Source organism: Anaeromassilibacillus sp. SJQ-1, assembly GCF_046693725.1.
Lineage (GTDB): Bacteria > Bacillota > Clostridia > Oscillospirales > Acutalibacteraceae > Anaeromassilibacillus.
The window spans coordinates 16,167-34,837 of record NZ_JBKEIV010000035.1 but is presented as its reverse complement, the minus strand read 5'-3'; the positions used below and the strand labels follow the sequence as shown (position 1 = coordinate 34,837).

Genomic DNA, 18,671 nt, shown 5'->3' with positions numbered 1-18,671 from the left:
TCATTTTGATTCATAAAGGGCGTGTTTTTCCCATCACGGAAGCTTCCTCCTTTTTCAAGGCAAATCCGTTTGTTCTTGCAGAAAGAACGGCAGTATGGTATAATCTTTTCAAATTTTAATATGGGGAATGAAGGTCTCCCCCGGCGTTTGCCGAAACCGCTTCATAAGCTGATGACTTCTGTGATGGTTGATCGCAGGGGCATTGGCTTTTTTTATGCCCTTGCATAGGAAATATGGATGTTCAGCTGGCGTTCCTCAAAGGGGATGGTTTGGAAAGCGGTATGGATGGATGTAAGAGTCTGGAGGTGCAGGTATGTTATTGAGTCTCGCTTTCATTTTTCTCTGCGGCATGTTGTTTGGAGGGATTTTTGAAAAATTGCGGCTTCCTCCCCTATTGGGAATGCTTTTTATAGGCATTCTTTTGGGGCCTTATGTGTTTGATTGGTTGGACCCGATGCTTTTATCGATTTCCGCTGAACTGCGGCAAATCGCCCTCATCATTATATTGACCCGTGCGGGGCTAAATCTGAACGTTTCCGATCTCAAAAAGGTAGGCCGTCCAGCGGTACTGATGTGCTTTTTACCCGCATCTTTTGAGATTGCAGGGATGCTTTTGCTTGCGCCAAAGCTTTTGGGAGTAAGCCTGCTGGATGCAGCAATTTTAGGAACCGTGATTGCAGCTGTTTCCCCTGCGGTAGTTGTTCCAAAGATGCTCAAATTGATGGATGAGGGGTACGGCGTCAAGCAGGGTATCCCACAGCTGATAATGGCTGGGGCTTCAGTGGACGATGTGTTTGTCATCGTATTATTTACATCCTTTACGGGGCTGGCCAGCGGGGGTGCTATCTCCCCGTTTGACTTTGTACGGGTTCCGACCTCTATTTTTCTGGGGATGGCTGTCGGGGTTCTTTGTGGGCTCCTGTTGTCCCAGCTGTTTCGAAAGATACACCTGCGGGACAGCCTTAAAGTACTTCTACTTTTAAGTCTGTCCTTTCTATATGTTACACTGGAGGATGCGATTCCAGGTGCAATCGGATTTTCTGGGTTGCTGGCTGTCATGAGTACGGGGGTTATGCTGCAAAGAGGGCGCAGTGCGGTAGCAGATCGCTTGTCGGCCAAGTATTCCAAGCTCTGGGTAGCGGCGGAATTGTTGCTATCTGTCCTCGTCGGTGCAACGGTGGACATCCAGTATGCATTGGCCTCGGGACTTGCGGCGGTCGCTCTACTTTTTGGAGTGATGGGATTCCGGATGTTAGGCGTGTTTGTTTGCCTGTTGGGCACAAAATTACAGATGCGGGAACGCCTCTTCTGCATGTTGGCATATATGCCAAAAGCGACAGTACAGGCTGCCATCGGTTCCATTCCCCTCTCCATGGGACTCTCCTGCGGCAATATTGTGTTGACAGTCGCTGTGTTGGCGATCTTAATTACGGCGCCATTAGGGGCTTTCGCCATTGACCACACCTACCGGAAACTCCTGTCCAGGGATACCCATGAATCCCCTGTGTGATTTTTTGTCCCTCTCCCCCATCCAAGAAAATCACACGTTTTTTATAGAATCACCGGAAAATATGCAATTTTTTATGAAAAACATTTGAAAATAAATGCAAAATGGATAAAAACAAAAAGAATTGTTACCACAAAAATAGTGATTGTTGTGTTTTTTTATGTACGAGATTATACTATTTTTGAAAGCAATATAAAACTCGATGACATTATTGTAGTGGGCAGTGTTTTTTCGGTTTCCCTTTTCAGCTGAAGAAACAGCTACAAAGCCCCTCCAGGGAACGAAGAAGGGATTTCCCCACGTGGTACATGGACATTCTCTGGAAAGCGGTCTTTGGGAAGCGGACCCTTTGGCGTCCATTGAGTAGATCGCAGAGCGGAGACTGCTGCGGAATTCCCACAGCGGCAGATGCGGGCTTGCCCCGGCGGTGATAGCCGACCGTCCAGAGACAATTGTAGGCGCATTGCCGACGCCGGCCGCGGAGAGACGCTGTGCGTCGGAGGTGTGAAATCATGAATCAAAGCAACAAGCCAGCTAGTATCAACCAGGAACGCAGCCAATGGATCAAATCGCGCCTCTATTCTGAACCTTCTTCGGCAAGAAGGTATTTGCTCGCGCGCAACGCTGTCGCGCCTATCGGGGCTGAAACAGGCAACCATCACCAATATCGCAGGGGAACTGATCCAATGCGGCCTTGTGGTGGAGACTGGATTGATTGCCGGGGCGAAAGGACGGCGCTCCATCGGCGTGACTTTGAACGATGCGCGATATAAAGTCGTCGGCATCCGTATGACGCGCGATCAGTTTTATGTCAGTTTGGTGGGAATTTCCGGAAAGATGTATGAGATTCGGCCCTATCGCATTGAAGCGGAGGAGACGCCGCAGTCGATCTTATCACGCATACGTGCCGCTATTGGACAGCTTGATCAGGAGTATCCGAAGTCGGAACTCCTGGCTGCTTGCTTGGCCATGCCCGGACCGTATCGAGAAGATTTGGACCGCCTGTTGTTTGTGACGGAGCGGACGGGCATGGCAGAATTTCCCCATCCATGCAGTGCTATCCGAGGGGTTGGAGATGCCGCTCTATGTGCTCAACGATGCCAAGGCAAGTGCTTTTGCTCAGCTCTGGTTCCGCTGGCAGGAACCGGCGGTACAGAACATGGCGTATGTCCTTGCGGGCCAAGGCGTAGGCTGCGGTATGGTAGCCGGCGGCAAGCTTGTTTTGGGACAGCGCGGAATCGCTGGAGAATTTGGGCACAGCAGCATCAAATTTGACGGCCCGCTCTGCGAATGTGGAAATCGGGGATGCTTGGAAAAATATTGCTCCCTTTCTGCGCTTCGAGCAGAAATTTTGCGCCTGTTGCGCACACGGAGAAACTCCTGCTTGAAGGATGATGATTTGAGCAATGCATCCATTGCACACGCGGTTCAGAACGGAGATCCCGTGGCAGTCCAGGCATATGAGAAGGTTTGTGAGCTGCTGGCTGCGGGCGTTATCAGCTTGGTAAATCAGCTCAATCCAGGTTTGATCGTTCTGGGGATGAATTGGTAGATATTTGTCGACCGCGCCTTCTGGAGGTCGTTCGCCGGTGTGTACGCAAAGGTGTGAATGATCTGATTTATCGGGAGCTGTCCATTGAGGTCAACCATCTTGAGGAAAGTCCAGCCCTATTGGGGGCGGGCGCTTATGCGGCGCAACAGGTGTTGGCAAATCCCGGCGTTTTGATTCATGCACGGGAGGAATCCCCTGTAGAAAATGAAGAAGCGGTGGGACAGAAAGGCCGTGTGCGGGTATCAATATAATGAAAAAATGAAAAGAGGTTCATACTTAAAAAAGCGGCTGCAAAGGCCCCGGAATTCCACGAACTCCGGGGCCTTTGCGTTTAGCAGCCGTCTTTTTTCACCGGTTCAAATCGTCATACAGGCGGTGAATTCCTCGCCGGATGACGTCGGACCGAGTAGTATTCCATGCTTTTGCACAGGTATCGAGTTCATGGAGAACAATCTGATTCATACGCACTCGGATCATGGTATCCATTGGGAATTCGGGGCGCCGCCCTGGGTTTCTTTCGGATCGTCACAGTATCACCCCCAGCGTGTAGCTACAGGAATAGTATAAAACAAGCTTCTACATTTCCACTGGATACCGGAGGAATCTTCCGGGTAACGGATAATCTTAGGAATTTTCTGCCGGATTGGAAGCGCAGGATTGAAAAAAGTTCTGGCGAAGAGGAGGGAAGCGGGATCTTCTCAAGCAGGATGCAAAACCGCCGTCTCCCAAGAAACAGGACAGAGGTTGTAACGATTGAAAATAGCATCCCTTACCATCCCGTAGGGGGGCTACAGATCTGATTCTATTTCCAAAATTTTTGAGTTGTGGTAAAGGAGAAGCCGGCTTCCTGAAGAGCGCTTTGTCGGGTAAAGCTTGTTTCATAGAGGGGATGGGACCGTGGCTACCAGAAAGGGGAAGAACACAACTTGGAGGCCGCCCTCCATGCAGAGAGCGTGGATTAAAATGTACATGTCGGGCATTGTACCGACCCTTTGTCCCCATCGCTCCGTATGGAGGTAGTAAATTGGAATGCAAAGCGGCCATTGAGATGGACGGCCTACCCTCTGTCACCCTCTATGCAGAGGGCATGGGTTGAAACCTGAATGGGACCTTAAAGCACAACATGGAAAGGCGTCACCCTCCATGAGGAGGGAGTAGATTGAAATATCGTTAAAGGACACGGCCGCATGATGTCCGTCGAGCGTCCCCCTTCATGCAGGGGGCATGGGTTAAAACCTGAATGGAACCTTAAGGCACAACATGGAAATGCGTCACCCTCCATGCGGAGGGGGTAGATTGCAATATCATTAAAGGACACGGCCGCATGATGTCCGCCAAACGTCCCCCTTCATGCAGAGAGCATGGATTGAAACCTGAATGGGACCTTAAGGCACAACATGGAAATGCGTCACCCTCCATGCGGAGGGAGTAGATTGAAATATCGTTAAAGGACACGGCCGCATGATGTCCGCCGAGCATCCCCCTTCATGCAGAGGGCATGGGTTGAAACCTGAATGGGACCTTAAAGCACAACATAGAAATGCGTCATCCTCCATGCGGAGGGGGTAGATTGCAATATCATTAAAGGACACGGCCGCATGATGTCCGCCGAGCGACCCCCTTCATGCAGAGGGCATGGGTTGAAACCTGAATGGGACCTTAAAGCACAACATAGAAATGCGTAACCTCCATGAGGAGGGAGTAGATTGAAATATCGTTAAAGGACACGGCCGCATGATGTCCACCGAGCGCCCCCCCTTCATGCAGAGGGCATGGGTTAAAACCTGAATGGGACCTTAAAGCACAACATAGAAATGCGTCACCCTCCATGCGGAGGGGGTAGATTGCAATATCATTAAAGGACACGGCCGCATGATGTCCGCCAAACGTCCCCCTTCATGCAGAGGGCATGGATTGAAACCTGAATGGGACCTTAAAGCACAACATGGAAAGGCGTCACCCTCCATGAGAAGGGAGTAGATTGAAATATCGTTAAAGGACACGGCCGCATGATATCCGTCGGGCGTCCCCCTTCATGCAGGGGGCATGGGTTAAAACCTGAATGGGACCTTAAAGCACAACATAGAAATGCGTAACCTCCATGAGGAGGGAGTAGATTGAAATATCGTTAAAGGACACGGCCGCATGATGTCCGCCGAGCGTCCCCCTTTAAGCAGAGAGCATGGATTGAAATTGTCTTTCGTCCTTCGTTTCTTCCGCTAGTGCTGCGCCACCCTCCGCATGGAGGGTGTGGATTGAAATAGGTTGCCAGTGACGATGACAAATATACAAAATGCCACCCTCTATGCGGACAGTATAAATTGAAATTTTGCACCCCAAAAGGTCAAAACTGGATTGTGGGATCATCCTTCATGCGGAGAGTGTGGACGGAAAGGAAAGTCGTGCCGGTATGTACTTACGAGGTTTACGCATTACCCACACTCTCCATGTGTAGGGGGTGGCTTGCAATGCTCTTGCTTTGTCAACCTTTATCCCTCCTGTTAATGTCACCATCCTTGTGGGGGCGTTATTTGGGAATCATTTTCGTCACCTTGTTCCCTGCGTGATCGCGGGCATAAAAGGGATAGCCTACAGACTTACGATTGAAAAATTGAGCGTTTCTTTGCGCATGGAAGGAAAATCCGCTCCCAATTGTACCTTTCGTAAACGCGCTAGCGGTGTATTCTCCGGATGTATTGGCAGCACGGACAAGAGCCTTATCGTTGCCTGTATCCTGCAAAAATAGATAGAGGTTGCCGTCTTGCACCTGCCGTTGTGCTTCGATAGTAGGGGTGGAGGGGACTTCCGTCGGATGGGTCCAATTGTCGCCGGAAAGCTTGGACGTATCATAGGCCAAGGCAGCGCCAATGTCCAACATACCGCCTGTGGAAACCAACCCTGTCAAACTGGCCAAGGGTTTGACAGAGGCGAGTAGAATTTCTTTGACGTCTGCGAGGGTAATCCCATCAAACTGGGTATAGATCATAGCTGCTGCCGCGGTCACCATCGGCGCCGCCATAGAGGTGCCAGTCATGTAGCTATAGCGGTTGCCAGGTGTAGTGCTGAGGATGTGCGTACCCGGAGCCGCCAAGTCAACAGAAGATGCGCCGTAGTTGGATGTGTGGTGTAGAACACCGTCGTAACAAAGATTGGCTACCGAAAGGATGTTGTCCAGATTGTACGAGGCGGGATAGGTGGGGGATAAATCTATATTCGCCGAGTCATTGCCTGCCGCTACGATAAACAGCATGTTGGATTGGGCGATCGCTTGGTAAAGGGCGCGGTCATTTTTGGAAGAGGAAAGGCTCAGGTTACAGATGGAGGCGCCATTGGCCTCTGCATAATGGATGGCCTGAATCAGGGAAGCGGTCGTACCGCTCCCATCCGAACCGCCGAGTGCTTTGACCGGCATGATTTTCACACGTTCCCCAGGGACAATGCCGGAAATTCCGATCTGATTGTTCGATGAGGCGGCGATGGTTCCTGCACCGTGGGTGCCGTGGCTATCCTCATCCCCTGTGTAAACTTGGTTGGTATGATCGTAGAAGTTCCAGCCGTGTACGTCGTCGATGTAACCGTTGCCGTCGTCGTCTATCCCATTCCCAGGGATTTCGTCCTCATTGACCCAGATTGCGCCGGCCAGATCCTCATGAGTATAGTCGATGCCGGTGTCGAGCATGGCGACAATGACAGAACGTTTGCCCCCGTTGTAGCGCCTCCATGCTTCCTCAACGTTGACATCGATACCTGCTACAGCGGTAGAGGGGTTGTTGGTAGACCGGAGTTGCAATGTAGAAGCGTTTCCAGAGGAATCCCACCAGCCAAAATGCTGTGTCAGAATCCCATCAAGTACCGGGAAGCGGCTTTTTTGGTCCGGCGCTTGAAAGGTTCCATCGTTGGACAGCGCCCATTGTTTTCCGAGCAATGCGTCGTTGACAGAGACCTCCTGTTCGCTATAGGTATAATTCGGCTGTACCAGAAGAACCTGTTGATCTTGAGAAAGCTGCTCTAGTCCCTTGGCCAGAGCTTCCTTGGTTTGGAAGGAATGGACCTGGTAACTGCCATCCTGATAGAACGCCAGAACTTCGTTATTTTCATATGTATCCAGATCCGTTTCAACGATCGCAGAAGGCTTGGCCGCGGTAAGGGAACTGGCGGCGGCTAAGGCGGGCCTTCCGAAGGCTGGAATGACCAATAAGAGGGCCAAAAAAAGGGCTGTTTGCCGGGTTTTCATGAATGTCATCATCCTTTCCGTTCGATTCCTTTGGCAGGGAGGGTTTAAGGTGCTGGTGGCTTTTAATCGTTGGATTGGGTGGAAGTTCCATCTAAATCGTAACGGGTTTTTTTGAAGAGAGCTTGAAGAATCCGTGGAGGTTCGGGGGATTTTATTGGATGATTGAGCGTTGCGGCCCGGTTCAACGGCTCAAAATCAAAAAGGGGATGGACTTTTACTAAAAAATGGGTATGATAAGAGTAAGGAAATACTGAGAAAAGGACGATGAAGAAATGAAACGTATTGCACCAGAGGTATGGAAAGAAGATCTGGCGGAGTTTCGCGAAAAGACGGACCAATTTTATGAGGGAGAGCTGGACAAAGCAGCCTATAAGGGCTTTTCCGGCGGTTATGGAAGTTATGCCCAAAGGGGTGGAAAGGCCAGCATGCTCCGGCTGCGTTTGGCAGGCGGACGGCTGACAAAAGACAAACTGAAGTTTATTGCGGATTCGATTGCAAAGCACCACATCGACCGGGTACACTTGACTACCTGTCAGACGGTGCAGCTTCATAATCTGCATCCAGAGGCAATTTATGATATTGTGGAGTCCGCGCTCGATCACGGAATTGTGACACGCGGCGGTGGCGGCGATTTCCCGAGAAATGTGATGGTTTCCCCGCTTTCCGGCGTTGAGCAGGGGGAGTACTTTGACGTACTGCCCTATGCGGAAGCGGCGGGCGAATATTTGCTAACCTTTATTAAAGCGGAAAAGATGCCAAGGAAACTGAAGGTCGGTTTTTCCAATAGCCCGGCAAATCAGACCCATGCGACCTTCCGCGACCTGGGATTCGTAGCGCGCCCGGACGGAACCTTTGATGTGTATAGTGCAGGCGGGCTGGGAAATAACCCCCGTATGGGCTTGCAGGTTGCACAGGGCGTTTCCCCATCCAAGATTCTGTACTATATCTGTGCGATGCGTGATACCTTTATCGCCTATGGCAACTATGAAAAACGCAACAAGGCCAGAACGCGTTATATGCAGGAGACCTTGGGGGAAGAAGGGTACGTCAAAGCGTACCAGGAAAAGTTAAAGGCGGTCTTTGAACGCCACAACGACTTGGATATCAACATCACCCCCACTTCCATCGCAAAGAAGGGCGATGGTTCGACAGCGGAAGGAAAACGGGTGATCCCGCAAAAGCAGGACGGCCTGTATGCCGTGCAGTACCATCCGCTCGGCGGATGTCCGGCCCCGTCCAAACTGGGCGAGCTGTACGATGTGATTCGAGATATGGAAGATGTAGAGCTTCGTATCGCGCCGGATGAGACCCTGTATATCATTCATTTGACAGGGGAAGAGGCAAAAAGGGTTCTCGCCGCTACAGAGGACGGCGCACAAAGTCTAGTGGAGACGTCGGTAGCCTGCATAGGGGCGTCCATTTGCCAGGTTGGCTTGCGGGACTCACAGGAACTTTTGGCGGCAATTGTACGGGAGACCCGTTCAGCCGGAATTCCCGATGGAGCTCTCCCCCAGGTGCATATTTCTGGATGTCCTTCCTCGTGTGGGACCCATCAGATCGGCGAGATCGGTTTCCATGGTGGCGTGAAAATGGTCAATAAAGTGGCAACGCCCGCCTTTACATTGCATCTGAATGGCTGTGATACCCAGGGAGTAGAACAGTTTGGCGAGCAAGTCGGTATGATTCTTCAGGAAAATATTCCAGCTTTTCTGGTTGAACTGGGGAAGACAGTGGCTGCAACAGGAGGAACCTACGAGGAATGGAAGAAGGAACATGCCGCGCAGGTACGAGCCATTGCAGAGAAATATCTGGTCAAGTAAATGCGATTTTTACTTGTATCGGTGTGGACTGAGAGTAGAGAGGCCCTCCCAAAAAGGCGCTCACCCATAAGGAAGTAATTTAATTGTCGCAGGGCGGTATGGCTGAAAGGTCATGCCGTCCTGCCTTTTCTTTGCCGTTCCACGGTCTGATCATCGCCCGGCAGGGTGACTTCTCCAATAAAGTTCCAGATCAATTCAATTTTCTGCCTGCGGTGGCCGCTGGACTTATCCGGCGCATGGACAATGATCTTCTTCACAAACTCATTGACGATAGTGGGGGTCAGTTCACGAATACCCACATATTTTCGCACAATGGCTGCAAAGCTGGCGAAATCGGCTTGATCCTGTTCAAAGGTTTCTACCGCTTCCCGCCATACCTTGACCTGCTCCGTCAGTTCTTTTTGTTCTGCTTCATAGTCAGTGGAGAGTTTCAAAAAACGTTCATGGCTGATCGTCCCGCTGATGTCGTCCTCATAGATACGCTTGAAAATCCGGTCAAGTTCGCCAATGCGCTTTTCCGCTTGGGCGATTTCACGCTTGCGTTTCTTGGCCTCTTTTTCCGCTTCTTGAAAACGCTGCTTTCTCGCGGCTTCTTCAAATGCCATGGCATCGTCAAAGAACAATGCCGTCACATCGAAAATCCGCTGCAAAACAAACAGTTTCAGCGTTTCTTCCCGGATGAAGTGCATGGTACAGTCGCCTGTATTGCTCTTATACCGGGAACACCGATAGCAGTCTTGCTGCGGCGTCATGTTTTTGCCTGTGGCGAAATGCAGTTTGCTTCCACAATCAGCGCAGTACAGCAGACCGGAAAACAACCCTTGCCGTTCGGCTTGCTTGGCCGGGCGGCGCTTGTTCTCCCGCAACTCCTGTACCCGTGCAAAGACTTGTTCGTCGATAATGGCAGGCTGAGTATTGGGGAAAATCCGCTGATCCTCCGGGGCATTGTGCAGCCGCTTTTTCAGCTTGTGGGACTTGGAATAGGTCTTGAAGTTCACTGTGCAGCCGGTATACTCTGGCCGCTCCAATATCCCCGCGACAGACTTCGGGCTCCACTTGTGGGGCTTCTCTGGCAGCGGCTTCCCGTCCCGTTGAGCGTAGTGAGCCTTGACGGTCAGGACACATTCGGCGGTCAGCAGTTTGGCGATCTGCATAGGGCCTTTCCCCGCAATGCACAGGTCAAAAATCCGTTTGACAATCTCGGCGGCTTCCTCGTCCACGATCCACTTCTTTTTGTCTGCTGGGTCTTTCATGTACCCATAGGGCGGATTGGTGCAGAGGTGTTCTCCGGCGTTTCCTTTGGCCCGCATGACGGCCCGGATTTTCTTGCTGGTATCGCGGGCGTAGAAGTCGTTGAATAGGTTACGGAACGGGGTAAAATCATTGTCCCCCTTGTCGCTGTCCACGCCGTCATTGATGGCGATATACCGAATGTCACGCTCAGCAAAAAAGCTCTCAGTATAGTAACCAACTTTCAGATAGTCCCGGCCCATGCGGGACATATCCTTGACAATGACGGTTCTAACCTTTCCTGCTTCGGCCAGCCGGATCATCTCATTCCAGCCCGGACGGTCAAATGTTATCCCGGACACACCATCGTCAATGAAGAAAGTTGGATTAGGGAAACCATTGTCGGTTGCGTACTTCAAAAGGATTTTCTTTTGATTGGCAATACTGTTGCTCTCGCCGTCCAGCGCGTCCTCTTGGGACAGGCGGGCGTATAAAGCGGTAATGTTGTCGGGATAGTTGGTGTTTGCTGTCATGGTTCATTCCTCCTGTAATGAACGCCCGACAAACAGGTTGCTGTCCTTATTATACTGCGGTTTATCTTCTTTGTCAGCAGATGTGGCAATGGCTTCCAAGCGAATGAGCCGCACCATTTTGTCATAGAGTGGCTCCGTCCCACCGCAGGAAGTATGTACTTCATAGACCGTCCCGCCTAGCTTATAACAGACGGTTTCTTGCAGCGGATTTCCCCGTTTTGGGAGATAATCGCTCTCTTTGGTGCTTCGTTTCCTTTCCATTCCGTTCCCGTCCTTTCCGGGGAAGCCACAACAGAGCAAGCATAGGAAGTGTGGCCACACTTCCGCAAAATCTCCGTTTCCGGCCCGCTGCCGGAGCGGAGATTTTTGCTTGTTGGGAGCTTCCCAAACCCTTGTTTTTTGCTTTGCCAATATTACGCTAGAAAGGACGGAATTTGCCCGCTAAAGAGGTGAAAAAAAGCATTTTCAAATCAAAGCAGCCAGTAGCCTGCTAGATTGCTCCGCAGGTTACTGGCTGTTTTAGTTATTTTGATTTGATTAAACAAGATTCAAAGAATTGATCCATGTCTGGATTACTTCTGCCAATACATACTGCTGACGCAATACGGCCATACCCGTTGCCGGAATACTAGGTTCGTATTCCTTTTCTTTTATATTTTCTTCCAGGTAGGCTTTCAAAGTATTAATGTTTTCCTGAATCTCTGTAACGCATGCACGTTGCTTTTCATACGGTAAAGAATCCAGATTTACAATTACAGCGTTGAAGTCCAAGAAAATGTTAATTGGCTTTGAAGAGATTTCAAACATGAGCCGTTCAAATTCGGATTCTCCAGCCTCGGTCAGAGAGTAAACTGCCTTTTCCGGCATCTTGCCTTCTTTGACGACTTCGCCCCGGATTAGCCCTTTTTCCTCTAACTGAATTGTCTTTTTATAGATAGATGGGGTACTGATTTTTACCCATTTAGAGATGTTCCTGTATTCCACCAACTTCTGTATATCATAGGCACTCATCGGCTCTTTTTTTAACATTCCAAGAACAATCAAATCAATGGTAGCCATGTGGATCACTCCCTTCCACTCCAGTGCGTATTTTGAATGGCAGCACTATAAATTATAGTATTGGATTTTATAGTCTTTGTCAAGAGTGGGTGATACTCCCTTGACAACTACTATAATTTATAGTAGTATGGTCGTTACAGTATGCTATAATTTATACTACTGTAATTTATTCTTTTGGGAGGAAGTATCAACAATGAGTGAACGCAACAACAAACTTGAGCTTTTGGGCAGTGCGCCCATCCCCAAAGCTCTGATGGCCCTCGGCATACCGATTATGATTGGGATGTTGATCAATGCACTCTATAATCTGGTAGATGCCTATTTTGTAGGCGGTCTGGGCGAAAGTCAAATGGGTGCTATTTCCGTCGTGTTCCCCTTGGGACAAGTCGTGGTTGGTTTGGGCCTTATGTTCGGTAACGGAGCTGCATCCTATCTGTCAAGACTACTGGGGCGCGGAGATAAAGATACCGCCAATAGGGTGGCAAGCACCGCACTATACAGCAGTATTCTGATTGGCGCCATTATCATTCTGTTTTCTACGATTTTCCTCAAACCAATTTTGGCGATGTTGGGCGCAACAGAAACGATTATGCCGTATGCCCTGACATACGCAAGAATTTATGTGCTGTCCTGTATTTTCAACGTGTTTAATGTAACAATGAACAACATTGTAAGCAGCGAGGGTGCCGCAAAGACGACCATGTGCGCCTTGCTGCTGGGAGCCGTATTGAACATAGGATTGGACCCTCTTTTCATTTACGCTCTGAACATGGGGGTAGCGGGTGCAGCAATTGCCACAGCAATTTCGCAAATGGTATCCACACTTGTTTATCTAACCTATGTTCTTCGCAAAAAAAGCGCATTTTCCTTCAGTGTAAAAGTGTTTTCTCCTACGGGACAAATGATGGCGGAAATTTTGAAAATTGGAATTCCAACTTTAGTGTTCCAACTGCTGACAAGTCTTTCGATTGCGCTAATTAACCGTGCATCTGGTGATTATGGCGATTCGGTCATTGCAGGCATGGGGGCAGTCACGCGAATTACCTCCATGGGAACGCTTGTTGTCTTTGGATTTTTGAAAGGGTTTCAGCCTATTGCCGGATTCAGCTATGGGGCAAAGAAGTTTGATCGCCTGCGCGAAGCAATCAAAACCTCAATCATTTGGTCTACAAGTTTCTGCTTAGTCGTGGGCTTAGTCATGGCCGTTTTCTCCACGCAGATTATCTCTCAATTTACCGAGGGAGATACTCAAATGATTTTAGCCGGTCAAAAATCTCTATTTGCGAACGGCCTTACATTCATTCTTTTCGGTTTCTACACGGTATACTCCTCTCTGTTTCTTGCTCTGGGCAAGGGGGCGGCAGGTTTCTTTTTGGGCGCATGCAGACAAGGCATCTGCTTTATTCCTGTCATTTTGCTGCTGCCTATGGTATGGGGAATGAACGGAATCCTATATGCCCAACCCATTGTAGATGTAATTTCCGTAGTAATCACTGTGGTTATGGCGTTGCACCTTCATCGGGAATTATCCAGGGCTGAAAAACAGATTATGTCCAATTCGGAAATGTAAGTTACGCCCCTTGACTTTTACTATTGTCAATAGTACTATTGTTAATAGTAAAAGTTGGAGGTGGCGTTATGTCGTCAATAGATTTAGTCATACTTGGTATTGTATTGGAAAAACCGCAAAGCGCCTATGACATTCAAAAAGATGTGGAATATCACCATTTTTCCCGCTGGACGAAAATAAGCGTCCCCTCTATTTATCGAAAAGTACTCCAGTTGAGCGAGAAGGGTTATCTCCAAAGCGATATTGTCAAGGGTGATAAGTTTGCGGATAAGGCCATTTATTCTATTACCGATCAGGGCAGAGCGTATTTCAAGGAGCTGATGGCCTCTTGCGCCGCTGGCCCGGTGCCCCTGTTGTTCGATTTCAATGTGGTCATTACCAATTTGAATAAGATGGACAAAGCCGAAGCGTTGGAGCTGGTTTCGGCTTTGCGCCGGAGCATACAGTCCTCGGCTGAATCGAACGAGGGCTATGCGCGGGAATTTGCAGACATTCCTTTGGTTGGGAGAACGATTTTTGAGCAGCAGCAGCTTCTCTATCGCGCCCTTCTGGAATGGCTGGATCACTTTGAAGGACAGTTCTTAGAAGAATGAGTACAGGCCCCCAAAGCAGTTTGACCATCCTGTTTGAAGCTCCGTTTTGGATCGGTCTATACGAAAGAACAGATAACGGTAAGTACGAGGTATGCAAAATCACTTTTGGCTCAGAGCCCAAAGATTACGAGGTCTATGAGTTTCTGCTGAAGAATTGGCATAAGCTGAAATTCAGTCCTCCAATCCAGGCCGAGATAGCCATAGAGCGAAAAATCAATCCCAAACGTATGCAGCGTGAAATTCAAAGCCAACTGCAGGATAAAGGCATTGGAACAAAGGCGCAGCAGGCGTTGAAACTCCAGCATGAGCAATGTAAGCTGGAACGGAAAACCAAGAGCCGTGAGCAGAAAGAGGCGGAGAAAGACCGCCAGTTTGCCATCCGGCAGGGAAAGAAGAAAGCCAAGCACAGAGGAAGATAACATGAAGATAGAATGGATTTTATGCCCTTTTTGCGGCAGCAAAACGCGATTGAAAATCCGCGATGATACAGTTCTGGAAAACTTTCCGCTATATTGCCCGAAATGCAAACATGAAACCTTAATTGCAGTAAGACAACTGAATCTATCCATCATCCAAGAGCCAGACGCTAAGACGCAGAGCCGATAACTTGCAAGAGTATTTCTTCTTGTAGTTATCGGCTTTTTCTATTCCTTAACACATGATCCAATTATCCCGCCCGACGGGGAAAGAAAAAACCGTTGCCGGGCAGGTTGTTTTTGTGCGCTCTATTTCACATCCTAGCGGCGGTTTTGAGAAATCAAGACCGCCGTTTTTGCTTTGCTTACTCTATGCAGGATCGGCAGTCCACGGAGGAGACCACCATGCTGATACAGTCTGTTTATCGACTATATAGCTTATCAAAAAAAGCTTATCTTCAGCACTGGAGAGGTTTGGACAAAAAGATGTACTATACGGTGTAAGTTGTCGGCATATTACATTTACTTTTGCTGATCTGTTATGGCGGTCTTTCGGTGCGGGCCGAAACTGCCGTATCAACATAGACACAAGGGGTGGTGGCAACAACTCTGACTTCTCATTCTCCCGCGGATCGGGGGTGAGAAGATGAAGTATATCTCTGATAGTTATGGAGAACGCTGCCGGTTTGACGCTTTTTGCAAAACCGTTCTCCGCAACGAGGCCAAAACCTATCTGCGAGATTTGTGCCGCCAGCGGAACCGTGAAACGGAGTTCAGTGCCTTATCGCAGCAAGAAATGGACAAGCTCTGCACAGTGGACGAATACCCAAGCGACAGTGTTGTGTTCACGGTTTTTGGCTGCGACCTGTATATCCGGGACGAGCTGGTGGCCGATGCCTTTGCAAGCCTGCCGGAACGGGAGCAAAGCATTTTGATTCTGTATTGTGTGTTGGAACTGACAGATGGTGAGATTGGTGGTATTGCAGGAATGTCCCGCAGCGCCGTCCAGCGGCACAGGACAAAGACACTGAATGAACTGCGAAAAGATTTACAATCCAAAGGAGTGAGGCACTAACATGAAGCAACCAACTTTTAACGGCAGAGTGCTTTTGACAATGGACGTGATTGAAGCGGCCCGCGCCGGTGATCCGTTAGCATTGGAGCGCGTCTTGCGGTACTACGACCGCTACATCAACAAGATTTGTACGCGAACGCTCTGTGACAAAGATGGTTTGCCGCACATCGACATTGATGAGTACATGAAGCATCGCTTACAGGCAAAATTGGTGGAAGCCATCGTAGTCAAGAAATAGCAAAGACGGAGGAAGCCGTCAAGGGTCAAGATGAACGCTTCGCGCCCTTGACGGCTTCCTCCGTCTTTGCTGCGTGGTAACCAAGCGGGCGCAAGCAGAAATCCGCTTGCGCCCGCTGCTATTATGGTGTTTATGTCTACGCATTTAGAGGGGGAAAAGTACCGATAGCATAAGGCTTTTACAGTATGAATGGGCAACCAGGAATAGCCTGACATTCAATCCCTTATAGTTACAACTTAAAATGCGTAGAAATTAAAATTTCCAAATTGTATCATATGCAAGTTTTGCCATATGTTTTCCGCGATTGGTTATATTACTCTCAGGCCAATCTGCTAATTCTCCGTAACGTTCTACAAATTTTTTTGTTGAAACAAAATTTGATCTCTTATAATAAGGAATCTTTTCGGTATAAGTTTTATCAGCAGCACCGCCATTTATTGGTTCTGCAAGCATAAGCAAATTTCCAATCAGACAATGAGTATCTGTTCCGTCATCATTGGCTATGTGTTCGATAGAGAATTTGTGGACAGTTAGTTCCTGATTGGAGGATAAATAGTATTCTTCAATTCCAGAAAGGATGTATTGAACCTCTTTTTTCCGACTTGGAGTCTTATAACTTTTTACCCGGTGTGACCATCCCAAAAGTATAAAATTTGCTTCAAATGTATTGTAATCTGGGTAATATTGGTATAGTTTTAATTTTAATTCGTTTAAAGCAGTGGTAGCATCCTCATTTTCAATTTTACGAGCATATTGGTATACCATATCTTCTATGGTATTTGATTTACCATTACACACAACACCGTATCCAAGATAGAAATTTCGGATAAAAACAAAAAACTTTTCCGCTTCGCTTTCTGTGATTTTATGACGTTTGTATGCGGAAATTACCGAAAGGAATAATGGGCGGAATTGTCGATGATTATTACTCAAAAAGAATTGCAATGATTCTTTAATAATTGGATTGTCGCATTCGTCTGGAAAATAAAACATCCGATAAAAGGAGGCCTTTTCATACAGGTCATCCAAAAAATCCCCCATATGTTGGCGATCGCAGAACTGCTTCACAATTCGGAATTCTGTATTATCCTTGTTAGGCTTTTCAAATCGGTGTGAGACATAATGTGTGAAAAAGCTATCTAATGTTGATCGCCTATTTATATACAGTTTAGCCTCCGTAGAATCCCATTTCATTTTGGCTGTATCAATATTGGCGCGAGGATGAATATACTTAAAAATGTAATTTTTTATCAGCTCATGCTGCTTCAAATCAACGCCACGCGCATTTAGAATTTCGAAAATATTGTAACTTTCTTGCTGATTTGAAGCACGGATGTCTATTACATCTAATCCCATAATTTTATCTTTAATGTTTCCAAGTTCAGCAGCAGCATCTTTACTGTTATGAATCAACTCTTGAAACTGATTATAGAAAAAGAAAAAGCATTGCTTTACATTAACATTGTCTTGTGGTGAATTTTCCAAATATGCTCCGGAAAACAAATTGGATTTAGATTGTAAGCTGTTATATTCTGTTGATTCCGCAACAATAAATTGGAAATTATTCAGGTCTTGATTATCAACTCGTACATAATCTGCTCCCATATCATCTGTGCCAATAATATACTTTGTTACACCGCGAAAACGAGCTTCTTCTCCTATTTCATTGAAAAGTGTACATATAGCACATAACATAAGGGTAATGGTTGTTAAACGCTGTTGGCCGTCAATCACGATTAGATCTTTCCCACTACGCTCAAAAACAAAACTTCCCAAAAAATGAGTCCATTCAATTTCTTGACCTTTTTCTTTGTACTCATTGGAAACATCAAGACAATATTTTATATCATCAAAGAGTTCCCGCCACTGCTTCTCTTGCCATACATATTTTCGCTGATACCTTGGAATTACATACTTGACATCTCCAGAAAGAACATCATTAACTTTTTTCTGTTGAGCATCAAAGGCCATTTTCATCTGCCTCCTATTTCAAATATTCCCCAAAAACATCCCATCTATAATTTAACAAAATTATACCACGATAATGATTTATCGACAATTGCTAACATAAAAAAGCCGGTACTGACCCAGTCTTATCTGATTCAGTACCGGCTTTTTCTAAAGCATTAGCAACCCTGTTTGTCGGCTATTAAGTTGGGGGTATCTCTACTACTTCCTTATTAGCGTTCCCCAAAAGGAGGGCCTCTCTTTTTCGATGGATTCCTAAGTAAAAAGGGAACAACCGCTTTGATTTTCCAGGGGAATTGTATAAAAAGTATAGATTTTTCTAGCTAAATACAATAATATAAGAAAAATATTTGCATAATAGCGGAAAAAATTTGGATTATTATATCATTTTCGATAAAGATATTGACAAAATTCAACAGATTTGTTTTAATATTTAACGAAGTTAATCGGATAAATAAATTGATTCGAAAGGCTCATAAGTCGCCGATAGAAATATGTTCATGAATGATACATAAGACGGCGAGCAAATAAATAGCTTATAAGTTCTTTTCTTCATATTCCTTCCCAAATAGCTGAAGCCGGCTCCGTGTTTTACCTCCCGGAGCCGGACGAAAGCTTTCCCTTATTGGGAAGGGCGGATTATTCGAATTCATACATTCCTTCTTAATAAAATATTTCACAGCAACGGCAGGGGCGAATTCACCCCTGCCGTTGCTGTTTGCTGAGGCTGAAGCCCTGTGCAGAAAAGATGACAAAAAGCAGGGGAATCGCAAAAATCTGTTACCTTTTCAAATGGCTTTGTTTCCCCTTATCAAGAATATAAATTCAACCAGTTCTTTTAACTGCTGGAAATAGGAGCCAGGGTTCACGGCCCAG

16 protein-coding genes and 1 riboswitch are annotated in these 18,671 nt (G+C 47.4%); of the genes, 10 read left to right on the top strand and 6 right to left on the bottom strand.

The features are described from left to right. Positions 1-114: 114 nt before the first annotated feature. Positions 115-188, top strand: a riboswitch (Fluoride riboswitch). A gap of 125 nt (positions 189-313) precedes the next feature. The 3 genes from ACGCCZ_RS09115 (at position 314) to ACGCCZ_RS09105 (ending at position 3,310) form a co-directional block, all read left to right on the top strand. Then, the gene (locus ACGCCZ_RS09115; RefSeq protein WP_411655854.1) at positions 314-1,510 is read left to right on the top strand and encodes a cation:proton antiporter; all 1,197 of its coding nucleotides are present in this window, start codon (positions 314-316) and stop codon (positions 1,508-1,510) included. Between the two features lie 1,072 nt (positions 1,511-2,582). Further along, complete coding sequence (locus ACGCCZ_RS09110; protein ID WP_411655863.1) at positions 2,583-3,059, top strand: ROK family protein; 477 nt, start codon at positions 2,583-2,585, stop codon at positions 3,057-3,059. Positions 3,060-3,112: 53 nt separating this feature from the next. Further along, on the top strand, positions 3,113-3,310 hold the full coding sequence (locus ACGCCZ_RS09105; protein WP_411655853.1) for a hypothetical protein: 198 nt from the start codon (positions 3,113-3,115) through the stop codon (positions 3,308-3,310). Between the two features lie 97 nt (positions 3,311-3,407). Here ACGCCZ_RS09105 and ACGCCZ_RS09100 read toward each other — a convergent pair whose 3' ends face one another. Next, positions 3,408-3,545 (bottom strand): CopG family transcriptional regulator, encoded by a 138-nt coding sequence (locus ACGCCZ_RS09100; protein WP_411655852.1) that lies wholly within the window; start codon positions 3,543-3,545, stop codon positions 3,408-3,410. Positions 3,546-5,586: 2,041 nt separating this feature from the next. After that, entirely contained in the window at positions 5,587-7,293 is a 1,707-nt protein-coding gene (locus ACGCCZ_RS09095) for a S8 family peptidase (protein ID WP_411655851.1), read from the bottom strand. A 272-nt stretch (positions 7,294-7,565) separates the two neighbouring features. Between ACGCCZ_RS09095 and ACGCCZ_RS09090 the strand changes: the two genes are divergently transcribed. Next, positions 7,566-9,113, top strand: a complete 1,548-nt coding sequence (locus ACGCCZ_RS09090; RefSeq protein ID WP_411655850.1) for a nitrite/sulfite reductase — start codon at positions 7,566-7,568, stop codon at positions 9,111-9,113. Positions 9,114-9,223: 110 nt separating this feature from the next. Here the strand turns inward: ACGCCZ_RS09090 and ACGCCZ_RS09085 are convergent, their stop codons facing one another. From ACGCCZ_RS09085 to ACGCCZ_RS09075, 3 genes are all read right to left on the bottom strand, one after another. Then, on the bottom strand, positions 9,224-10,876 hold the full coding sequence (locus tag ACGCCZ_RS09085; RefSeq protein ID WP_411655849.1) for a DUF4368 domain-containing protein: 1,653 nt from the start codon (positions 10,874-10,876) through the stop codon (positions 9,224-9,226). A gap of 3 nt (positions 10,877-10,879) precedes the next feature. Beyond that, positions 10,880-11,137 carry a hypothetical protein gene (locus tag ACGCCZ_RS09080; RefSeq protein WP_054324716.1) on the bottom strand — a complete coding sequence of 86 codons (258 nt, stop codon included), beginning with the start codon at positions 11,135-11,137 and terminating at the stop codon, positions 10,880-10,882. A 276-nt stretch (positions 11,138-11,413) separates the two neighbouring features. Then, a complete protein-coding gene (locus tag ACGCCZ_RS09075; RefSeq protein ID WP_054324713.1) occupies positions 11,414-11,935 on the bottom strand; it encodes a PadR family transcriptional regulator in 522 nt (173 codons plus the stop codon). Positions 11,936-12,128: 193 nt separating this feature from the next. On the opposite strand from ACGCCZ_RS09075, the gene ACGCCZ_RS09070 reads away from it, so the two are divergent. The 6 genes from ACGCCZ_RS09070 (at position 12,129) to ACGCCZ_RS09045 (ending at position 15,827) form a co-directional block, all read left to right on the top strand. Continuing rightward, a complete protein-coding gene (locus tag ACGCCZ_RS09070) occupies positions 12,129-13,505 on the top strand; it encodes an MATE family efflux transporter (RefSeq protein ID WP_411655848.1) in 1,377 nt (458 codons plus the stop codon). Positions 13,506-13,573: 68 nt separating this feature from the next. Next, positions 13,574-14,098 carry a PadR family transcriptional regulator gene (locus ACGCCZ_RS09065; RefSeq protein WP_054324710.1) on the top strand — a complete coding sequence of 175 codons (525 nt, stop codon included), beginning with the start codon at positions 13,574-13,576 and terminating at the stop codon, positions 14,096-14,098. Further along, positions 14,095-14,517, top strand: coding sequence for a YjdF family protein (locus ACGCCZ_RS09060; RefSeq protein ID WP_054324709.1), 423 nt, complete (start codon positions 14,095-14,097; stop codon positions 14,515-14,517). The genes ACGCCZ_RS09065 and ACGCCZ_RS09060 overlap by 4 nt, the downstream gene beginning before the upstream one ends. 1 nt (position 14,518) lies before the next feature. Further along, a complete protein-coding gene (locus tag ACGCCZ_RS09055; protein ID WP_009260154.1) occupies positions 14,519-14,704 on the top strand; it encodes a cysteine-rich KTR domain-containing protein in 186 nt (61 codons plus the stop codon). Positions 14,705-15,160: 456 nt separating this feature from the next. After that, complete coding sequence (locus ACGCCZ_RS09050; RefSeq protein ID WP_054324708.1) at positions 15,161-15,589, top strand: RNA polymerase sigma factor; 429 nt, start codon at positions 15,161-15,163, stop codon at positions 15,587-15,589. A 1-nt stretch (position 15,590) separates the two neighbouring features. Next, positions 15,591-15,827, top strand: a complete 237-nt coding sequence (locus ACGCCZ_RS09045) for a helix-turn-helix domain-containing protein (protein WP_054324707.1) — start codon at positions 15,591-15,593, stop codon at positions 15,825-15,827. A 252-nt stretch (positions 15,828-16,079) separates the two neighbouring features. Here ACGCCZ_RS09045 and ACGCCZ_RS09040 read toward each other — a convergent pair whose 3' ends face one another. After that, on the bottom strand, positions 16,080-17,798 hold the full coding sequence (locus tag ACGCCZ_RS09040; protein WP_054324706.1) for a DUF262 domain-containing protein: 1,719 nt from the start codon (positions 17,796-17,798) through the stop codon (positions 16,080-16,082). Positions 17,799-18,671 lie beyond the last annotated feature (873 nt).